The organism is Rugamonas fusca (assembly GCF_014042365.1).
Classification (GTDB): Bacteria; Pseudomonadota; Gammaproteobacteria; order Burkholderiales; family Burkholderiaceae_D; genus Rugamonas; species Rugamonas fusca.
In genome coordinates this window covers 1-18,416 of the sequence record NZ_JACEZS010000039.1, presented here as the reverse complement: position 1 = coordinate 18,416, position 18,416 = coordinate 1, and the positions used below count along the sequence as shown (strand labels likewise).

Annotated in this window: 14 protein-coding genes; 11 read left to right on the top strand and 3 right to left on the bottom strand. The window is 65.4% G+C overall.

What is annotated here, in order from left to right; translation table 11 throughout:
- Positions 1 to 20 precede the first annotated feature (20 nt).
- Positions 21 to 494: a Spy/CpxP family protein refolding chaperone gene (locus H3H36_RS25475; RefSeq protein WP_182220856.1), complete on the bottom strand. Its 474-nt coding sequence runs from the start codon at positions 492 to 494 to the stop codon at positions 21 to 23.
- Positions 495 to 691: 197 nt separating this feature from the next.
- Between H3H36_RS25475 and H3H36_RS25470 the strand changes: the two genes are divergently transcribed.
- The 6 genes from H3H36_RS25470 (at position 692) to H3H36_RS25445 (ending at position 10,238) form a co-directional block, all read left to right on the top strand.
- Positions 692 to 1,420: a response regulator gene (locus H3H36_RS25470; protein WP_182220855.1), complete on the top strand. Its 729-nt coding sequence runs from the start codon at positions 692 to 694 to the stop codon at positions 1,418 to 1,420.
- On the top strand, positions 1,417 to 2,778 hold the full coding sequence (locus tag H3H36_RS25465) for an ATP-binding protein (protein ID WP_182220854.1): 1,362 nt from the start codon (positions 1,417 to 1,419) through the stop codon (positions 2,776 to 2,778). The genes H3H36_RS25470 and H3H36_RS25465 overlap by 4 nt, the downstream gene beginning before the upstream one ends.
- 92 nt (positions 2,779 to 2,870) lie before the next feature.
- Positions 2,871 to 4,040 (top strand): efflux RND transporter periplasmic adaptor subunit, encoded by a 1,170-nt coding sequence (locus tag H3H36_RS25460; RefSeq protein ID WP_182220853.1) that lies wholly within the window; start codon positions 2,871 to 2,873, stop codon positions 4,038 to 4,040.
- Entirely contained in the window at positions 4,037 to 7,168 is a 3,132-nt protein-coding gene (locus tag H3H36_RS25455) for an efflux RND transporter permease subunit (RefSeq protein ID WP_182220852.1), read from the top strand. The genes H3H36_RS25460 and H3H36_RS25455 overlap by 4 nt, the downstream gene beginning before the upstream one ends.
- Before the next feature lie 74 nt (positions 7,169 to 7,242).
- On the top strand, positions 7,243 to 9,153 hold the full coding sequence (locus tag H3H36_RS25450) for an FAD/NAD(P)-binding protein (RefSeq protein ID WP_182220851.1): 1,911 nt from the start codon (positions 7,243 to 7,245) through the stop codon (positions 9,151 to 9,153).
- 212 nt (positions 9,154 to 9,365) lie between these two features.
- Positions 9,366 to 10,238, top strand: coding sequence for a hypothetical protein (locus tag H3H36_RS25445; RefSeq protein WP_229220105.1), 873 nt, complete (start codon positions 9,366 to 9,368; stop codon positions 10,236 to 10,238).
- A gap of 112 nt (positions 10,239 to 10,350) precedes the next feature.
- Here the strand turns inward: H3H36_RS25445 and hemB are convergent, their stop codons facing one another.
- Positions 10,351 to 11,367: a porphobilinogen synthase gene (hemB, locus tag H3H36_RS25440; protein ID WP_182220850.1), complete on the bottom strand. Its 1,017-nt coding sequence runs from the start codon at positions 11,365 to 11,367 to the stop codon at positions 10,351 to 10,353.
- A gap of 24 nt (positions 11,368 to 11,391) precedes the next feature.
- Positions 11,392 to 12,147, bottom strand: a complete 756-nt coding sequence (yihA, locus tag H3H36_RS25435) for a ribosome biogenesis GTP-binding protein YihA/YsxC (RefSeq protein WP_182220849.1) — start codon at positions 12,145 to 12,147, stop codon at positions 11,392 to 11,394.
- 168 nt (positions 12,148 to 12,315) lie between these two features.
- Between yihA and H3H36_RS25430 the strand changes: the two genes are divergently transcribed.
- The 5 genes from H3H36_RS25430 (at position 12,316) to msrQ (ending at position 18,143) form a co-directional block, all read left to right on the top strand.
- Positions 12,316 to 12,996 (top strand): c-type cytochrome, encoded by a 681-nt coding sequence (locus H3H36_RS25430; protein WP_182220848.1) that lies wholly within the window; start codon positions 12,316 to 12,318, stop codon positions 12,994 to 12,996.
- Positions 12,997 to 13,140: 144 nt separating this feature from the next.
- Positions 13,141 to 15,222 carry a cytochrome c biogenesis protein ResB gene (locus H3H36_RS25425; protein ID WP_182220847.1) on the top strand — a complete coding sequence of 694 codons (2,082 nt, stop codon included), beginning with the start codon at positions 13,141 to 13,143 and terminating at the stop codon, positions 15,220 to 15,222.
- Positions 15,223 to 15,248: 26 nt separating this feature from the next.
- Positions 15,249 to 16,406: a c-type cytochrome biogenesis protein CcsB gene (ccsB, locus tag H3H36_RS25420; protein WP_182220846.1), complete on the top strand. Its 1,158-nt coding sequence runs from the start codon at positions 15,249 to 15,251 to the stop codon at positions 16,404 to 16,406.
- A 92-nt stretch (positions 16,407 to 16,498) separates the two neighbouring features.
- Positions 16,499 to 17,476, top strand: coding sequence for a protein-methionine-sulfoxide reductase catalytic subunit MsrP (msrP, locus tag H3H36_RS25415; protein ID WP_182220845.1), 978 nt, complete (start codon positions 16,499 to 16,501; stop codon positions 17,474 to 17,476).
- A gap of 1 nt (position 17,477) precedes the next feature.
- The gene (gene msrQ, locus H3H36_RS25410; RefSeq protein WP_182220844.1) at positions 17,478 to 18,143 is read left to right on the top strand and encodes a protein-methionine-sulfoxide reductase heme-binding subunit MsrQ; all 666 of its coding nucleotides are present in this window, start codon (positions 17,478 to 17,480) and stop codon (positions 18,141 to 18,143) included.
- Positions 18,144 to 18,416: the final 273 nt, after the last annotated feature.

Below are 18,416 nucleotides of genomic sequence, written 5' to 3'. Positions count from 1 at the left end.
GCGCCGGGCGTTTCGCCTACTTACTCGCGGTGGTGGCGCATCATGGGATGCGGGCCGTGCGCGCCGCCCATCGCGTGGTCATCGAAGATGGCCTTCTGTTCCGTCGTCAGCTGGCCGTAGAAGGTGTTCAGCGCGCCCAGGTGGCCTTCCATGGTCAGCGTACGCTGCTTGCTCAGGTCGATCATCTTGGCCAGGCGGTCCGGCGCCGGCATTTTGGCGATGGCCGCGCGGTCGAAGCGCTCGGCCGGCGCAGCAGGTTTGATGGCATTCTGGTAAGCCGTCCAGGCCGGTTCCTGGGCCGCCGTCAGCTTGAGCTGGTCGTGCAGCTTGGCCTGCTGCTTGGCGAACATGTCGGCCATCCTGGCCTGGCGCTGCTCGCTGTTGGCCTGCCAGCCGTGGCGGCCGGCCGTGTCGTCGGCCAGGGCGGCGGCGCTGGCGCCGGCCAGGCCCAGCACGGTCATGCCGATCAGGATGCTTTTGCGTACGGTGTTCATGGTGGTTCCTTTATCAAAGTCGTGGCAAGACGCTGCGTTGTTGCTCGTCTCATGCAGCATATGGTGGCAGGCCCGTGTTTCGACCAAGTTTCCCCGTTGCCGGTTTTTGTATCAAACTGTTTCCCTGGCAAGGGGGCACTACAAGCCGATACAAATGGCCCTTGGTCAGGCGCGGCCAAACTGGCGATAATGAACACATGGAATCCATCTCGACAATTCTGATCGTTGACGACGATCGCGACATCCGCACCCTGCTGGCCGATTACCTGGAAACCAACGGTTACCGTACGCTGGGCGCGGCCGACGGCACGGCCATGTGGAAGCTGCTGGACGAATCGCGGCCCGACCTGGTGGTGCTGGACCTGAACTTGCCCGGCGACGATGGCCTCACGCTGTGCCGCAAGCTGCGCGCCCATTCGACCCTGCCCGTCATCATGCTGACGGCGCGCAACGAGCCGCTGGACCGCATCCTGGGGCTGGAAATGGGCGCCGACGATTACCTGCCCAAGCCGTTCGAGCCGCGCGAGTTGCTGGCCCGCATCCGCAGCGTGCTGCGCCGCAGTAACGCCATGCCCAGCGGCCACGGCAGCGACAAGGCCGAGCGCATCCGCTTCTCCGGCTGGACCCTGGACCTGACGGCGCGCCACCTGCTCAACCCGGACGGCCTGGTGATCATGCTGTCGGGCGCCGAATACCGTTTGCTCAAGGTATTCCTCGAACACCCGAACCGCGTGCTCAACCGCGACCAGCTGCTGAACCTCACGCAAGGCCGCGACGCCGATCCGTTCGACCGCTCGATCGATATCCAGATCAGCCGCCTGCGCCAGAAGCTGGGCGAGGACGCGCGGCTGCCGCAAATCATCAAGACCGTGCGCAACGGCGGCTATGTGCTGGCCGGCCAGGTCGCCGTGGAGCCGCAGGCGTGAAAGCCTTCATCGGGTCGATGACCGGGCGCGTGTTCCTGGTCCTGCTGCTGGGCATCATCGCCTCGGCCGCGCTGACCCAATGGCTGGCCGTGACCGAACGCACGCGCACGCTGGAACGCTACCGCGATTTCCACGCGCTCGAGCGCGCCGAGCAGCTCATCACGACGGCCGACGTGGTGCCCGCGGCCTCGCGCGCGACCTACCTGCGCGTGGCCAGCCGTGGCAGCGTGCGGCTGGAACCGGCCGCTGCGGCCATCGCCGCCGCCCAAGCCTTGCCGGCCACGGAATTCACGCACGCCCTGCAGGACCGGCTGGGCACCGGCTTCACGCTCCACCCACTGGCCGAACGGCCGGCCGAATGCGACCAGCCGCGCAAGCCCATCACCATGTTCGGCCCCCGGCAATGGCACGGCACCTGCGAAACCATGCTGGTGCGCATGCATGACGGCGCCATGATGAAGCTGTCCGTGCTGCCGCCGCGCCCGCCGCCCGGTGGCGGCCGTAACGAGCCGCTGACCTTGCTGCCTTTCCTGCTCAGCATCGCCGTGCTCGCGTATTTCGTGGCGCGCATGGCCATGCGTCCGCTCAAGCAGCTGGCGCAGGCGGCCAAGGACCTCGGTAACGACATCAACCGCCCGCCGCTGGCCATCAGCGGCGCGTCCGAGATCCGCCAGGCGGCCGGCGCGTTCAACGCCATGCAGGCCCGCATCCGCCAGCACATTTCCCAGCGCACCGAAATGCTGGCCGCCATCACCCACGATTTGCAGACGCCGCTGACGCGCTTGCGCCTGCGGCTGGAAAAAGTGCGCGACGAGGAATTGCAGCAGCGGCTGGTGGACGACCTGTCGGCCATGCAGCAAATGGTCAAGGAAGGGCTGGACCTGGCGCGCAGCATGGACACGACGGAAACCATGCAGGCGCTGGACCTCGATTCGCTGCTCGACAGCGTGTGCTCGGACGCGGCCGACAGCGGCCAGCAGGTCGACCTGAAAGGCCAGGCCGCCATGGCGCTGATGGGCCGGCCGCTGGCGATCCGGCGCTGCCTGGTCAACCTGCTCGACAACGCCGTCAAGTATGGCCAGTACGCGCACGTGACAGTGGAGCGCATGGTGGGCGCGGCCCGTATCCGCATCCGTGACGGCGGCCCCGGCATCGCGCCGGAACAGATGGCGCGCGTGTTCGAACCGTTCTACCGCATCGAATCGTCGCGTTCGCGCGCGTCCGGTGGCACCGGCCTGGGCCTGACCATCGCCCGCAACATCGCCGAGCAGCACGGCGCCAGCCTGATGTTGGCCAACCATGCGCAAGGCGGGCTGGAAGTGACGCTGATCGTGCCCGAATACTACGCCGGCCGCTGAGCCGTCCATCCCCCGTGGCGGCGCCCCGGCGCCCCATGAATGAATATGCGACAATGCTTCGCTTATGCCTGGCGGCAACACTCTCGACCAACATGAAAACATCCTCCCTCGCATTCCTGGCCGGTGCGGTCATCGTGGCCGGCTATGGCGTCTGGCACTTCACCCACCCGGCCGGTGCGCCGGCGCCGGCCAAGTCCGGCGCGCAAGGCCCGACCACGGTCAGCGTGATCACGCCGCGGCGCCAGGACGTGCCCGTGATCTTGCAGGCCAACGGCACCGTCACCCCGATCAGCACGGTGGACCTGCATCCGCAAACGACCAGCACCATCGCCAAGGTCCACATCAAGGAGGGACAGTTCGTGCGCGCGGGCGAGCTGATGTTCACGCTCGATGACCGCAGCGCGCGCGCCAACGTGGACAAGGCCCAAGCCCAGGTGGCGCGCGACCAGGCGTCACTGGCCGACCTGCAGCGCCAGTACCAGCGCAGCCAGGAATTGTTGAGCAAGAACTTCATCGCCCAGGGCGCCGTCGATACGCTCAAGAGCCAGGTCGAAGCGGCCCGCGCGCTGATGCAGGCCGATGCGGCCGCCGCCCGTTCGGCCGGCGTGGACGCCAGCTACACGGCCATCCGTGCGCCAATGGCGGGCCGGGTGGGCGCCATCAACGTCTACCCTGGCAGCCTGGTGCAGCTGAACACGTCGCTGACCAGCATCACCCAGCTCGACCCGATCACGGTCGCCTTCACCTTGCCCGAGAGTGCCCTGGCCGACGTGCTGGCGGCCCAGCGCGCCGGCAGCGTGCCGGTGCAGGTGACGGCCGGCGCCAACGGTGCCACGCTCGCTGGCGCGCTCAGTTTCGTCGACAACACGGTCGATCCCCTGGCCGGCGTGATCCGCGTGAAGGCCCGCTTCGCCAATGTGGACACCCAGCTGTGGCCGGGCCAGTACGTGAACGCCCGCCTGACCGTGCGCACGCTCAAGGACGCGCTGGTGGTGCCGCAAAACGCGATCATCAGCAACACGCGCGGCACCTTCGTCTACACGGTGGCGCCGGACAAGACGGCCAAGACCAATCCCGTCCAGCGCCTGTACGCGTTCGGTACCGACGCAGTCGTCTCCGGCCTGACGGGCGAGGCGCAAGTGATCGTGGAAGGCAAGCAGAACCTGCGGCCCGGCGGTAAGGTCAAGCCGGTTGGGGCGGGCGGGCGCGACACCGCGTCGGCCCAGGCCGCGCCCGTGGCGGAAAAGGGTAAGGCGGAATGAACCTGTCCGAACTGTGCATACGCCGCCCCGTGATGGTGGTGCTGCTGTCGCTGTCGCTGATCCTGGCGGGCGTGCTGGCCTACACCAGCATCCCGGTGGCGGCGCTGCCCAGCTTTAACACGCCCGTCATCAACGTCAACGCCGACCTGCCCGGCGCCAGTCCGGACACGATGGCCTCGTCCGTCGCATTGCCGCTGGAAAAGCAGTTCTCCACCATCGCCGGCCTGAACCTGATCACCTCCACCAGTACGCTGGGCACCACTTCGCTCACGCTGGAATTCGACCCGTCGATCGACGTCAACGCGGCGGCCGTGGACGTGCAGGCAGCCCTGTTGCGGGCCCAGCGCTCGCTGCCGCAGGAAATGACGGAACTGCCGTCCTACCGCAAGGTCAACCCGGCCGACGCGCCCGTGCTGTTCATGACGATGACGTCGCCGTCGCTGAGCCTGTCTGAGCTGAACGATTACGCGGAAAACCTGATCGCGCCCAGCCTGTCCACCTTGCCCGGCGTGGCCCAGGTCAGCGTGAATGGCCAGAAGCGTTTCGCCGTGCGCATCCGCGCCCGCACCGACCAGCTCAACGCGCGCAACCTGACGCTCGATGAACTGGCGGCCGCCGTTAAGGCCGCCAACGCCAACAGCCCGCTGGGCATTTTGGACGGCCCCAGCCAGACCCTCACCATCCAGGGCAACGCCCAGCTGATGAAGGCGTCCGAGTTCGCCGAGCTGATCGTGGCCACCCGCAATGGCCAGCCGGTGCGCCTGAAGGACGTGGCCACGGTGGAGGACAGCTACCAGTCCGTCAAGACGGCCGGCAGCTACAACGGCGAGCGCTCCATCGTGCTGCTGGTGCAGCGCCAGCCCAACGCCAACACGGTGCAGGTGGTCGATGGCGTGCGCCAGTTGCTGCCGCGCTTCCTGGCCCAGTTGCCCAGCTCGATCAAGATCAACCTCGTCAACGACCGCTCCGTCTCCATCCGCGACGCCATCCACGACGTCAACATCACGCTGGCGCTGACCGTGGGCCTGGTGGTGCTGGTGATCTTCCTGTTCCTGCGCCGCGCGGCCGCTACCTTTATTCCCGCCATCACCATGCCGATTTCGCTGCTCGGTGCGCTGGCTTTGCTGTACGCGTTTGGCTACAGCCTGGACAACGTGTCGCTGCTCGGCATCACGCTGGCCGTGGGCCTGGTGGTGGACGACGCCATCGTGGTGCTGGAGAACATCGTGCGCCATATCGAACTGGGCAAGAAACCGTTGCAGGCTGCCTTGATCGGGGCGCGCGAGATGGGCTTCACCATCGTCTCGATTTCCATTTCGCTGGTGGCCGTGTTTATTCCCATCTTCTTCATGCCCGGCACGATAGGCTTGCTGTTCCATGAATTCGCCGTCGTTGTCTCGCTGTCTATCCTGGTGTCCGCCATCGTCTCGCTGACGCTGGTGCCCATGCTGGCCAGCCGTTTGCTGCCGGCCGATTCGCACGACGCCGAGGGCGACGATACCTTCATCGGCCGCTGGTTCGAGGCCGGCTTCTCGCGCCTGCGCCACGGTTACGCGGCCACGCTGGACGTGGCGCTGGCGCACCGCACCGTGGTGCTGTTGATCGCGCTGGGTACGTTCGCGCTGACGGTGGTGCTGTACGTGACCATCCCCAAGGGCTTTTTCCCCGAGGAAGACCTGGGCCAGATCCGCGTGACGACGGAAGCGGCGGAAGATATCTCGTCGTCGGCCCTGATGGCCTTGCAGGAAAAGGTGGCCAACGTCATCAAGGCCGATCCCAACGTGCAGGACGTGACCTCCTTCGTCAGCGGCGGCAACAGCGGCCGCATGTTCCTCGTGCTCAAGCCGCGCGACCAGCGCGCCAACATGCCGCAAGTGCTGGACAGCCTGCGCAAGGCCACGCGCGCCATCCCCGGCGTGGCCGTCTACCTGAGCCCGATCCAGAACCTGCAGCTCGGTGGCCGGCCCAGCAAGAGCCGCTACCAGTACACGCTGCAATCGGTGAGCCCGGATGCGCTCGGTGACTGGGCCACCAAGTTCCTCGACCGCATGCGCGCCGACAACGATTTCCGCGACGTCACCAGCGACGCCCAGAACCGCGGCCTGCAAGCGTCGCTCAAGATCGACCGCGACAAGGCCAACAACCTGGGCGTGCAGATCGCCGACGTGCGCACCGCGCTCTACCTGGCCTTCGGCGAGCGCCAGGTATCGACCATTTACTCGTCGGCCGCCAGCTATTTCGTGATCCTGGAAGCGGCCAACGAAGACCGCCAGTTCGACGACGCGCTGACCCGCATCTCGGTGCGCAACAAGGCCGGCCAGCTGGTGCAGCTGTCGAGCTTCGCCACGGTCGAGCGCACGGTGGGGCCCACTGCCGTCAACCACCAGGGCCAGTTGCAGGCGATCACGCTGTCATTCAACCTGGCGCCGAATGTACCGCTGGGCGTGGCCACGGCCAAGATCGACAAGATGGGCGCGGCCATGAACTTGCCGGCCTCCATCATCACCAGCTACGGCGGCGACGCGGCCGTGTTCCAGAGCTCGCAAGGCAGCCAGGTGATCCTGATCGTGGCCGCGCTGGGCGTGATCTACGTGCTGCTCGGCGTGCTGTACGAAAGCTTCATCCACCCGCTCACCATCCTGGCCGGCCTGCCGTCGGCCGCCGTGGGCGCGCTGCTGACCTTGCGCATGTTCAACCTGGACCTGACCATGATCGCCATCATCGGCATCCTGATGCTGATCGGCATCGTCAAGAAGAACGCCATCATGATGATCGACTTCGCCCTGCACGCGCAGCGGGAGGCGGGCATGACGCCGGCCGCAGCCATCCGCGAAGCGTGCATCCTGCGCTTCCGCCCCATCATGATGACCACCATGGCGGCCCTGATGGGCGCCTTGCCGATCGCGCTGGGCCTGGGCGCGGGCGCGGAACTGCGCCAGCCGCTGGGCCTGGCCGTGGTGGGTGGTCTGGTGTTCTCGCAAGTGATCACGCTCTACATCACGCCCGTGATCTACCTGTTCCTCGACAAATACAGCGGCAGCGGCCCCATGGCTGACGACGTGCTGGCCGGCGAACCGCCAATCGGTAGCACTGTTGCATTAAAAGCTGTCAATACTATCAAGCATTGAGCGGCCACAAGCCGCGCTGATGGACCCCTCCGTATCATAGGCAAGGTCTTTTTTCCTTGCAGCAAGGAGGGGCGATGAAGCGATACACCGTCACCATCATCGGCATGGGGCCGCGCGGGCTCAGCGTTCTGGAGCGGCTGGCGGCCATGATCCGGGGCCGCGACCTGCTGATCGACCTGGTCCTGGTCGAACCGGGCGAATGCGGGCAGGGCGTGCACTCGGCGCGCCAGCCCCAGCACTTGCTGATCAACACCATCGCCAGCCAGGTCACCCTGTTTCCGGCGCCGGGCGTGGTCAAGGACGGCCCCGTGTGCGCCGCGCCTTCGCTGACGCAATGGGCGCGCGACGTGGGCTACCGGCGCGTGGGCGAGCAGTATTACCGCATCGGCGCGACCGGGGCCGGGGCCGAGATCGGCGAGCTGGACTACCTGCCGCGCCGCCTGCTGGGCGAATACCTGACCTGGGGCTACGAGCAACTGGTGACCAGCCTGCCGGCCGGCGTCACGCTCACCCACCACCGGCTGCGCGCGCACGACCTGTGGCAGCAGCCCGACGGGCGCTGCGTGGTCGAGCTGGAAAGCGGCTTCATCATCCTGAGTGATTTCGTGTTCCTTGCCACGGGCCACGGCAACAACGTGCTCAGCGACCATGACGCGTGGTGCCGCCAGTTTGCCCAGGACCATGCGCGCTACAACAGCCGGCTCGGCTACTACCGCCACATCTACCCGCTGGAGCAACTGGTGCGGATCAGTACCGACGCGCGCGTGGCCATCCAGGGCCTGGGCCTGAGCGCGCACGACGTGATCGCGGAACTGACGGTGGGGCGGGGCGGCGCCTTCGTGCGCGACGCGCGCGGCCTGCACTACGAAAAGTCGGGACGCGAGCCGAAGCTGCTGCTGTGCTCGCGCCTGTGCCTGCCCTATGCGGCGCGCGGCCTGAACCAGAAGGGCCTCGATGGCCGCCACCGGCCGCTGTTCTTCACGCCCGAAGCGATCGAAGCGCTGCGCCACCAGGCCCAGCGCGAGCGCGGCAGCCGCCAGCTTGATTTCGATGTGCAACTGCTGCCCCTGCTCAAGCAGGAAATGGGCTACGTCTATCACACCACCGTGGATGGCCGCGCGCCCGACCCGGCCAGCTACGTGCTGGGCCAGCCCGAGGCCGACATCGTCGAGGGCTTGCTGTTCCCGTTGCGGGGGCGCGAGTTTGGCTCGCTCGACGAATTCCGCGCCTACTTCCGCCGCTGGCTGGTGGACGACCTGGCCGAAGCCCACAAGGGCAACGTGGACAGTCCCGTCAAGGCGGCCACCGACGTGCTGCGCGACGTGCGCGCCAGCCTGCAGGCGGCGCTGGAATTCGGCGGGCTCACGCCGGCCTCGCACCGCAAGTTCCTTAACGTCTACCACCCCATCATCAACCGCATTGCATTCGGGCCGCCGCGGCACCGCAACGAGGAGTTGCTGGCGCTGCTGGACGCGGGCGTGGTGCAGATCGCCTCCGGCCCCAACGGCGTGATCGGCAACGACGAGAACGAATCGACGTTCGTGCTGCAAACCCGCTTCGGCACCCGCCAGGAGCGCCAGCCGTTCGACGTGCTGGTGGTGGCGCGGCTGGACGCGTTCTACCCGGAAACGGACGATTCGCCGTTCACCCAGAACCTGATGCGGCGCGGCATGGTGCGGCCGTATTACAACGGCGTGTTCCACCCGGGCGGCATTGACATCGACCACGATGGCCACCCGCGCAACGCCAGCGGCCAGCCGGCCGCCAACATCTGGGCGCTCGGTTTCCCCGTCGAGGGGCCGCACTACTACACCCATGCGTTGCCGCGCCCCATGTTGCGCTCGCGCCAGGTGCTCGACGCTGACCGTTGTGTTTCCGCCATGTTTGCCCAGATCCCCGACGCGCCACGGCGCGCGCCGCGCCGCCGCTCCGAGGCCGGCGCTGATCTTTCCTCCCAGCCGGCCGAGCCGCGCGTCACCATGTAGCGGTGTTGATACATACCGTAACATTCATCAAGACCAAGCTCCGGTAAGCTACCGGAACTCAGGCTGGCCCACCTGCGCGCCCCCTCCACCCCGGCGCGGGGCGGCGCCGGCCTGGCGGCGCGGTTCCAAAAATGGCGGGACTCTGGCACTATGACCGCATTTTGACGATCACGCTCCACGAAGGTTTGCTCTTGCACGACGATACGCACACGATGTCAGCAGATTCCGAGTATTGCCACAGCTGCGGCCAGCGCCTGCCTGCCCGCGACGGCTATGGCTATGGCCGGCGCAAGCGCATGTCGGACCGGATCGGCATCGCCATCTCGATCGGCCTGCACCTGGTGGCCGTGCTGTACTATTTCCTCAAGCCCAGTGAGCCATTCCACCGCACGCCGCCGCGCGGGGGCGGGGAAATGGTGTATATCGCACCGTTGCCGAATAAACCCGACAAGCCCAACAAGCCGCAGAAAAAGACGGAGCTGGCCAAGGTCAAGCCGCAGCCGCAGCCCAGGCGCGCCGTCGCCACCATCACGCCGCCGGCCGCCGCCCGGCCCAAGCTGGAAACCTATGTGCCGCCCGTGGTGGCACCCATGCAGCCGCCGCCCGAGCAGGATATGTCGGAACTGATCGCCAAGCGCCGTGCCCAGCGCGCGGCCGAGAACCCGCAGCCGGCCGAACCGGCGCCCGAAAGCGACAACGACCGCGCCATGCGCATCGCCAAGGCCAACATCGCCGGCGCCCAGGGCCGCTCGAACGGCCGTGACCGGGATGACACGGGTGGCTTGTTCTCGATCGCCGACCGCACCTACCACGGCGCCGAGGTCAAGTTCCGGGGCTGGAACACGAATTTCCGCCGCAACTGGACCCAGCAGGTCCACGTGGAAGTGGGCGACTGGCCGGACCTGGAAACGGCGATCGTGAAGAAGATGATTGAAATTATCCGCAAGGACCACCCGGGCGACTTCCCTTGGGAATCGCAGCGGCTGGGCAAGGTCATCGTGATGAGCGCCCGCAAGCAGGACGAGCCGGAACTGACGGCGTTCTTGTTGAAGGAAATGTTCCCCGAATACCGGCGCGGCCGGTAGCTAAGCGGGGGCGAGACGCACGGGCAAAGAAGCGCAAGAAGCGGGGTCAGGTCCGGCAACGTGCCAAATTGGTGGCACGATGCCGGACCTGACCCCGGTTTTTCGATGGGACTTAGGCGCGGGCCTTGAGCAGGCGCGCCACGTCCAGCGCGAAGTAGGTCAGCACGCCGTCGGCGCCAGCGCGCTTGAACGACATCATCGCTTCCATCATCACCTTGTCGTGGTCCAGCCAGCCGTTCTGGGCGGCCGCCTTCAGCATCGCGTATTCGCCGCTGACCTGGTAGGCGAAGGTCGGTACCTTGAATTCATCCTTCACACGGCGCACCACGTCCAGGTAAGGCATGCCGGGCTTGACCATGACCATGTCGGCCCCTTCGGCCAGATCCAGGCCCACTTCGCGCAATGCCTCGTCGCTGTTGGCCGGGTCCATCTGGTAGGTGTTCTTGTCGCTCTTGCCCAGGTTCTTGGCCGAACCGACGGCGTCGCGGAACGGGCCGTAGAAGGCCGAGGCGTACTTGGCCGAGTAGGCCATGATGCGGGTGTGGATGTAACCGTTCTCTTCCAGCGCGGCGCGGATGGCGCCGATGCGGCCATCCATCATGTCCGACGGCGCCACCACGTCCACGCCCGCCTCGGCCTGGGCCAGTGCCTGGCGCACCAGCATGGCGGTGGTGGCGTCGTTGATCACGTAGCCGTTGTCGTCGATCAGGCCGTCCTGGCCGTGGCTGGTGTACGGGTCCAGCGCCACGTCGGTCAGGATGCCCAGTTCCGGGAACGCTTGCTTGAGGGCGCGCACGGCGCGCGGCACCAGGCCGTCCGGATTGGTCGCTTCCATCCCGTCCGGGGTTTTCAGGGCGCTGTCGATCACGGGGAACAGGGCCAGCACGGGGATGCCCAGCGCGACGCATTCCTCGGCCACCTTGAGCAGCAGATCCACCGACACCCGCTCCACGCCCGGCATGGACGCCACCGGCTCGCGCTGGTTGACGCCGTCCAGGATGAACACGGGGTAGATCAGGTCGGAGGCGGTGACGGTGTTCTCGCGCATCAGGGCGCGCGAGAACGGGGCGCGGCGCATGCGGCGCATGCGGATGGCGGGAAACTGGGCGGTAACGTGAGGCGTGTGCATCGTGAGCAATCCACTTTCTACAGGTTAGGGTTGGGCACTGCCGGCATCGCCGCCATCGACATCGGGCGCGTCATCGTCGGGCGTTTCGATCACGGCCGTCTGGGCGGCGGCTTCGTCTGCCGTCAGCCCGGCCAGTTCGATGATCTTGTCGTTGGCTTCTTCGATGCCGATGCGCTTGAGCGCGGAGAACAGTTGCACGGTGAAGGGGAAGCCTTCGCCGTCCTCGTCCACGTAGCTGTCGAGCTTGGCCTTGGCCTGGCGCAGCACGTTGACGGATTCGTTGCGGTTGAGCTTGTCAACCTTGGTCAGGATGCAATGGATGGGCTTGCCCGTGGGGGCGAACCATTCCAGCATCTGGATGTCGAGCTCGGTGAACGGGCGGCGCGCGTCCATGATCAGGATCAGGGCCGCCAGCTGTTCGCGCCGTTGCACATAGTCGCCCAGCAGGCGTTGCCAGTGCAGCTTGGCCGAGCCCGACACTTCCGCATAGCCATAACCGGGCAAGTCCACCAGCAGGCAGCGGATCTCGTCGACGATGGTGGGGTCTTTCCGGTGCTGGGCCACGTGGGCGCCGCCGATCGAGAAGAAATTGATGTGCTGGGTGCGGCCCGGGGTCTTGGACGCGAACGCCAAGCCCTTCTGGTTGCACAGAATGTTGATGGCGGTCGATTTACCGGCGTTGGAGCGTCCCGCGAAAGCGATTTCCGGCACCGTGGTATGGGGCAGGTCGCGCAATTGGTTGACGGTCGTGAAGAAGCGAGCTTGCCAGAGTATTGACATGGGATAGGTAGAAATTGCAACAAGGGGGGCAAAAGCGTGAGAAAGCTATTGTACAATAAGGGGTTACGAATTGTTGCCAAGCATATTTCGTGCTAGGTTGGGGAAGTGCGGCAGGATATCGACGGCAACGTTTACCACCAATTTATTGACTAGTCTCAGGGTGTCTGAATGAATCGTGCGTTTTCACCATTTGCAAAATCCTTGATCGTCGCTCTGCTGGCTGTGTCGGCCACCGCATCGGCTGCCGAAGAGAAAAAGCCGGCCGCCGCCGAACCCGCGGTGGTCAAGGCTGATCCAGCCAAAGGCGCCAAGCTGTTCACGGAAGGCGACGCCACGCGCAGCATCCCCGCTTGCGTGTCCTGCCACGGCGAGGCTGGCAATTCGACCATCACCGTCAACCCGAAACTGGCTGGCCAGCATGCAGGCTACATCGTCAAGCAACTGAACGATTTCGCCAGCCCCGCGCGCGTGCAGGCCATCATGTCGACCTACGCCAAGGCCATGACGGAAGAGGACAAGAAAAACGTGGCCGCCTACCTGGCCGCCCAGACCCAGAAGCCTGGCGCCGCCAAGAACAAGGACACGGTGGACCTGGGCAAGAAAATCTATCGCGGCGGTATCGCCGAGAAGAACGTGCCCGCCTGCGCCAGCTGCCACGGCGCCGGTGGCGCCGGCGTGCCGGTGCAATACCCGCGCATCGGCGGCCAGCACCAGGACTACACGGTCGCCCAGCTGGACCTGTTCCGCACGGACGCCCGCAAGAACAGCCCGCAGATGAGCACCATCGCCAAGCGCATGTCGGCTGACGAAATGAAGGCCGTGGCCGATTACATCGCTGGCTTGAAATAATCGATTGTTGTCCTCCCAGCTGCACCGCCTCCGGTGCGGCGGCGGACCAGGAAGTGAAAAAAGGGCGGCAGCGTAAGCGGGCTGCCCTTTTTGTTGGTATGCTGCCTGCTTCCGATCCCGCTCCTCCCTTTTTGACTGACGCGCATGAGTAGCCCGAGCACCACCGGTATCACCCTGAAAACCCGCCGCCCCGTGGTGGCCGAAGTCGTCGAGCTGATCTCGTCGATGCGCTTCGCCATCGCGTTGCTGACCCTGATCGCCATCGCCGCCATGATCGGCACGGTGATGAAGCAGAACGAACCGATGCCCAACTATGTGAACCAGTTCGGCCCGTTCTGGTTCGACGTGTTCGACAAGCTCAGCCTGTACTCGGTCTATTCGGCCTGGTGGTTCCTCACCATCATGGGTTTCCTGGTCGTGTCCACCTCGCTGTGCATCGTGCGCAATACGCCCAAGATGCTGCGCGACATGCGCAGCTGGCGCGAGCACGTGCGCGAGCAATCGCTGCACAACTTCCACCACAAGCACCAGTGGCAAACGCCGCTGGCGCGCCACGCGCTGGCCCAGCAGACCATGAACCGCCTGCACGACGCCGGCTACCGCAGCAAGGCCGTGGAAAAGGATGGCGCCACGCTGGTGACGGCCAAGAAGGGCGCGGCCAACAAGTTCGGCTACATCTTCGCCCACTCGGCCATCGTCATCATCTGCATCGGCGGCCTGCTCGACTCGGACATGCCGATCCGGCTGCAGGAATGGTTCCTGGGCAAGACCCCGTTCGCCGGCAATGGCGTGATCGCCGAGATTCCCAAGCAGCACCGCCTCGGCCTGGGCAACCCCACCTTCCGTGGCAACACCATGATCCCCGAAGGATCGGCCAGCGACGCGGCCATCATCCCGCGCGCCGACGGCGTGCTGATCCAGGACTTGCCGTTCACCATCCAGCTCAAGAAATTCCACATCGAGTTCTACACGACGGGCATGCCCAAGCTGTTCGCCAGCGACGTGGTGATCCGCGACCATGACTCCGGCCAGACCTTCCCCGCCACCATCGAAGTGAACAAGCCGCTGATCTACAAGGGCCTGGCCGTGTACCAGTCCAGCTTCGAGGATGGCGGCAGCAAGCTGCAACTGACGGGCTACCCGATGGCCGGCGGCAGCCAGCAAACCTTCAAGATCAACGGCGAAGTGGGCGGCAGCACGGCCATGGGCGACGCCTACACGGTCGAATGGTCGGGTTTCCGCCCGTTCAACGTGGAAAACCTGGCCAGCAACGACACGCGCGCCGTCACCAAGGGCCAGAGCTTCAACGAACAGTTCGCCGTGGACCTGAACAAGCACCTCGGTTCGGCCGCCAAGAATGCCAACAACAAGGACTTGAAGAACGTCGGGCCGAGCGTGCAGTACAAGCTGCGCGACAAGACGGGCCAGGCCCGTGAATACCAGAACTACATGCAGCCGGTGACGGTCGATGGCGCCACCGTGTTCCTGGCCGGCATGCGCGTCAATCCCGGCGATCCGTTCAGCTACCTGCGCATCCCGGCCGACGACGCCCACAGCGTGACGGAGTGGATGCGGCTGCGGGCCGCCATCCACAACCCGGCCCTGCGCGCACAAGCGGCCCAGCACTATGCCCAGCACGCCATGCCCAATGGCAGCGACGCGTTGCGGGCCCAGTTGCAGCAGTCCGCCGAGCGCAGCATGGCCATTTTCGCCGGCGACGACAAGCAAGCCGGCTTCGTCGCCATTTCCCGTTTCCTGGAAAAAGTGCCCCAGGCCGAGCAGGAAAAGGCAGCCGACATCTTCATGAAGATTCTCAACGGCGCGCTGTGGGATTTGTGGCAGGCGGCCCGCGCCCAGGATGGCGTGGCGCCGGCCCCGGCTGACGAAGCCCATGGCCGCTTCCTGCAACTGGCCACCAACGCCCTGTCCGACAGTTTCTTCTATGGTGCGCCTGTCTATTTGCAACTCGATGACTTCACGGAAGTGAAGGCGTCCGTGTTCCAGGTCACGCGCTCGCCGGGCAAGGTGGTCGTGTATGCTGGTTGTTTGCTGCTGGTGCTGGGCGTGTTCGCCATGTTCTACATCCGCGAACGCCGGGTCTGGGTCTGGATCAAGGAGGCGGGCGGCGGCACGGATGCCATCATGGCCATGAGCACCCAGCGCAAGACGCTCGATTTCGAGCACGAATTCACGAGTCTGAAAGAAAAACTGCCGCAATCGGCGTAAGCTGTCAAAAAAGCTGGAGATTGAAGATGGAATTGTCGCAAAGCCCCACCACCACCTATACCCAGGCGCCTGGCTATTTTAAGCGCCTGGGCCTGCTTGACTGGCTGTTCGCGGCCGGTCTGCTGGCCGCCGCCCTGTACGCGCTGAACCGCTTCGGCAATTACATGGACGTGTATGAAAAAGGCATCCTGCTGGCCGCCGCGCCCACGTTCGCGGCGCTGGGCTGGCACTGGAAGCCGGTGCGCTGGCTGATGCCGCTGGTGGCCTTGCTGGCGCTGTGGGCCATTTCGCTGTACGGCGGCGAACTGGACATGGGCACCAAGAAGTTCCTGCTGCGAAATATGCTGTCGAGCCAGTCCGCCATCCTGTGGATGAGCGTGATGTTCTTCCTGTCCACCCTGTTCTACGGCATCGGCCTGGCGACGCGCTCGGCCACGGGCGCCACCATCGGCTCCAAGCTGTGCTGGACCGCCGTCGTGCTGGGACTGACGGGCTTGATGGTGCGCTGGTACGAGTCCTACCTGATCGGCACCGACGTGGGCCACATTCCCGTGTCCAACCTGTATGAAGTGTTCATCCTGTTCTCGCTGATCACGGCCATGTTCTACCTGTACTTCGAGCAGCGCTACGCGACGCGCCAGATGGGCGCCTTCGTGCTGCTGGTGATCTCGGCCGCCATCGGTTTCCTGCTGTGGTACACGGTGAGCCGCGACGCCTCCGACATCCAGCCGCTGGTGCCGGCCCTGCAAAGCTGGTGGATGAAGATCCACGTGCCGGCCAACTTCATCGGTTACGGCAACTTCGCGCTGGCGGCCATGGTGGCGGCCGCCTACCTGCTCAAGAGCTCGGGCAAGCTGGTGGACCGGTTGCCGTCGCTGGAAGTGCTGGACGACGTGATGTACAAGGCCATCTCGGCCGGCTTCGCCTTCTTCACCATCGCCACCATCCTGGGCGCGCTGTGGGCGGCCGAGGCTTGGGGCGGCTACTGGTCGTGGGACCCGAAGGAAACCTGGGCCCTGATCGTCTGGCTCAACTACGCGGCCTGGCTGCACATGCGCCTGATGACGGGCCTGCGCGGTCGCGCCGCCGCCTGGTGGGCGCTGACGGGCCTGATCGTCACCACTTTCGCCTTCCTGGGGGTGAATATGTTCCTGTCCGGTTTGCACTCCTACGGCAAGCTCTAAGCCCGGCCTAAGTACGGCTGACGACGGAATGGTGTAAGGTTTGCGGTTGGTGGACAGACCAAGCCTCAAACCCGCACCTTTCTGGAGTCGCCATGCTGATCAAACGTTCCCCCAACGGCCTCGATGTGCCGTTCCCCTCCGAAATCACGCCGCGCGCCGTGTTCGAGTCGCGCCGTCATTTCATGAAGCAGCTGGCGGCCGGCACCCTCGGCAGCGCCGCCTTGCTGGAACTGGCCAGCCGCGCAGCGTTCGCCCAGGGCGTCAACCCCAGGCTGGCCGGCGCGCGCAATCCCGCTTATTCGGCCATGGACAAGCCCACGGCCTACAAGGACGCCACCAGCTACAACAACTTCTACGAATTTGGCACCGATAAATCCGACCCGGCCCAGTACGCCCACACGCTGAAGCCACGCCCCTGGACCGTCACCATCGACGGCGAAGTGAAGAAGCCGCTCACGCTGGACCTCGATGCGCTGCTCAAGCTGGCGCCTGTCGAGGAGCGCCTGTACCGGCTGCGCTGCGTGGAAGGGTGGTCGATGGTGATCCCGTGGATGGGCTATTCGTTCTCCGAAATCATCAAGCGGGTGGAGCCGACCGGCAACGCCAGGTACGTGGAATTCACCTCGCTGGCCGACAAGAAGCAGATGCCCGGCGTGGGCAGCCGCGTGCTGGAATGGCCCTACGTGGAAGGCTTGCGGCTGGACGAGGCGCGCCATCCGCTGGCGCTGCTGACCCTGGGCATGTACGGCGAGACCCTGCCGAACCAGAATGGCGCCCCGGTGCGCATCGTGGTGCCGTGGAAGTACGGGTTCAAGTCGGCCAAGTCCATCGTGCGCATCCGTTTCGTCAAGGACCAGCCGCGCACGGCGTGGAACGTGGCCGCGCCGCAGGAATACGGCTTCTATTCCAACGTGAACCCGGAAGTGGACCACCCGCGCTGGTCGCAGGCCAGCGAGCGCCGCATCGGCGAGGACAGCTTCTTCACCCGCAAGCGCAAGACGCTGATGTTCAACGGCTATAACGACGTCGCCTCGCTGTACACGGGCATGGACCTGAAAAAGTATTTCTGACATGGACTTTCATCCCAACCCCCGCCAGCTCGGCTGGATCAAGGGCGCCATCTTCGCGCTGGCGCTGGTTCCCTTCGTGCGCATGGTCTACCTGAGCGTGACCGGGCAACTGGTCGAACCGCTGGAATTCATCACGCGCGGCACGGGCGACTGGACCCTGTATTTCCTGTGCATCACGCTGGCCGTCACGCCGCTGCGCAAGCTGAGCAAGTGGAACTGGCTGATCAAGCTGCGCCGCATGCTGGGGCTGTACGTGTTCTTCTACGCGGCGCTGCACTTCACCACCTTCCTGTGGTTCGATCACTTCTTCGACGTGCAGGCAATGTGGAAGGATGTGCTCAAGCGGCCCTTCATCACGGTCGGCTTCGCGGCCTTCGTGCTGCTGGTGCCGCTGGCCGTGACCAGCACCAACGCCATGGTGCGCCGCCTCGGTGGCAAGCGCTGGCAGTGGTTGCACCGGCTCGTGTACGTGGTGGCGCCGCTGGGTATTTTGCACTTCTGGTGGATGAAGGCGGGCAAGCACAACTTCACGCAGCCCATCATCTTCGGCGTGATCGTGGCAGTGTTGCTGGGGGTGCGGCTGGTGTGGCGCCAACGGCAGATGCGCGCGCAGCAGGCATGTTCGTGCAGCATGCCAACGGCCCGGACCGGCTCAGCGCGGGGATAGGGAAGGGCGGGCCGCCGCGACGGTGGCGGCCCGCGGTGATGCTACTTGATGATTACTTGATGACCGATTCCAGCAGGCTGCGGGGTCTATCATCGGATTTGCAGGCTGCGGGGTCAGGTCCGGCAATCGGCCAATTGGTGGCGCGATGCCGGACCTGAACATCCCGCCCGGATTTTCAAATGCTTTTTGGTTCGAAGCCAGGTAAGCGATACTCGCGTTGACCGTGCAGCATGGACCACAGTACTCGGCATAGCTGCCGTCCCAAGGCGCGTA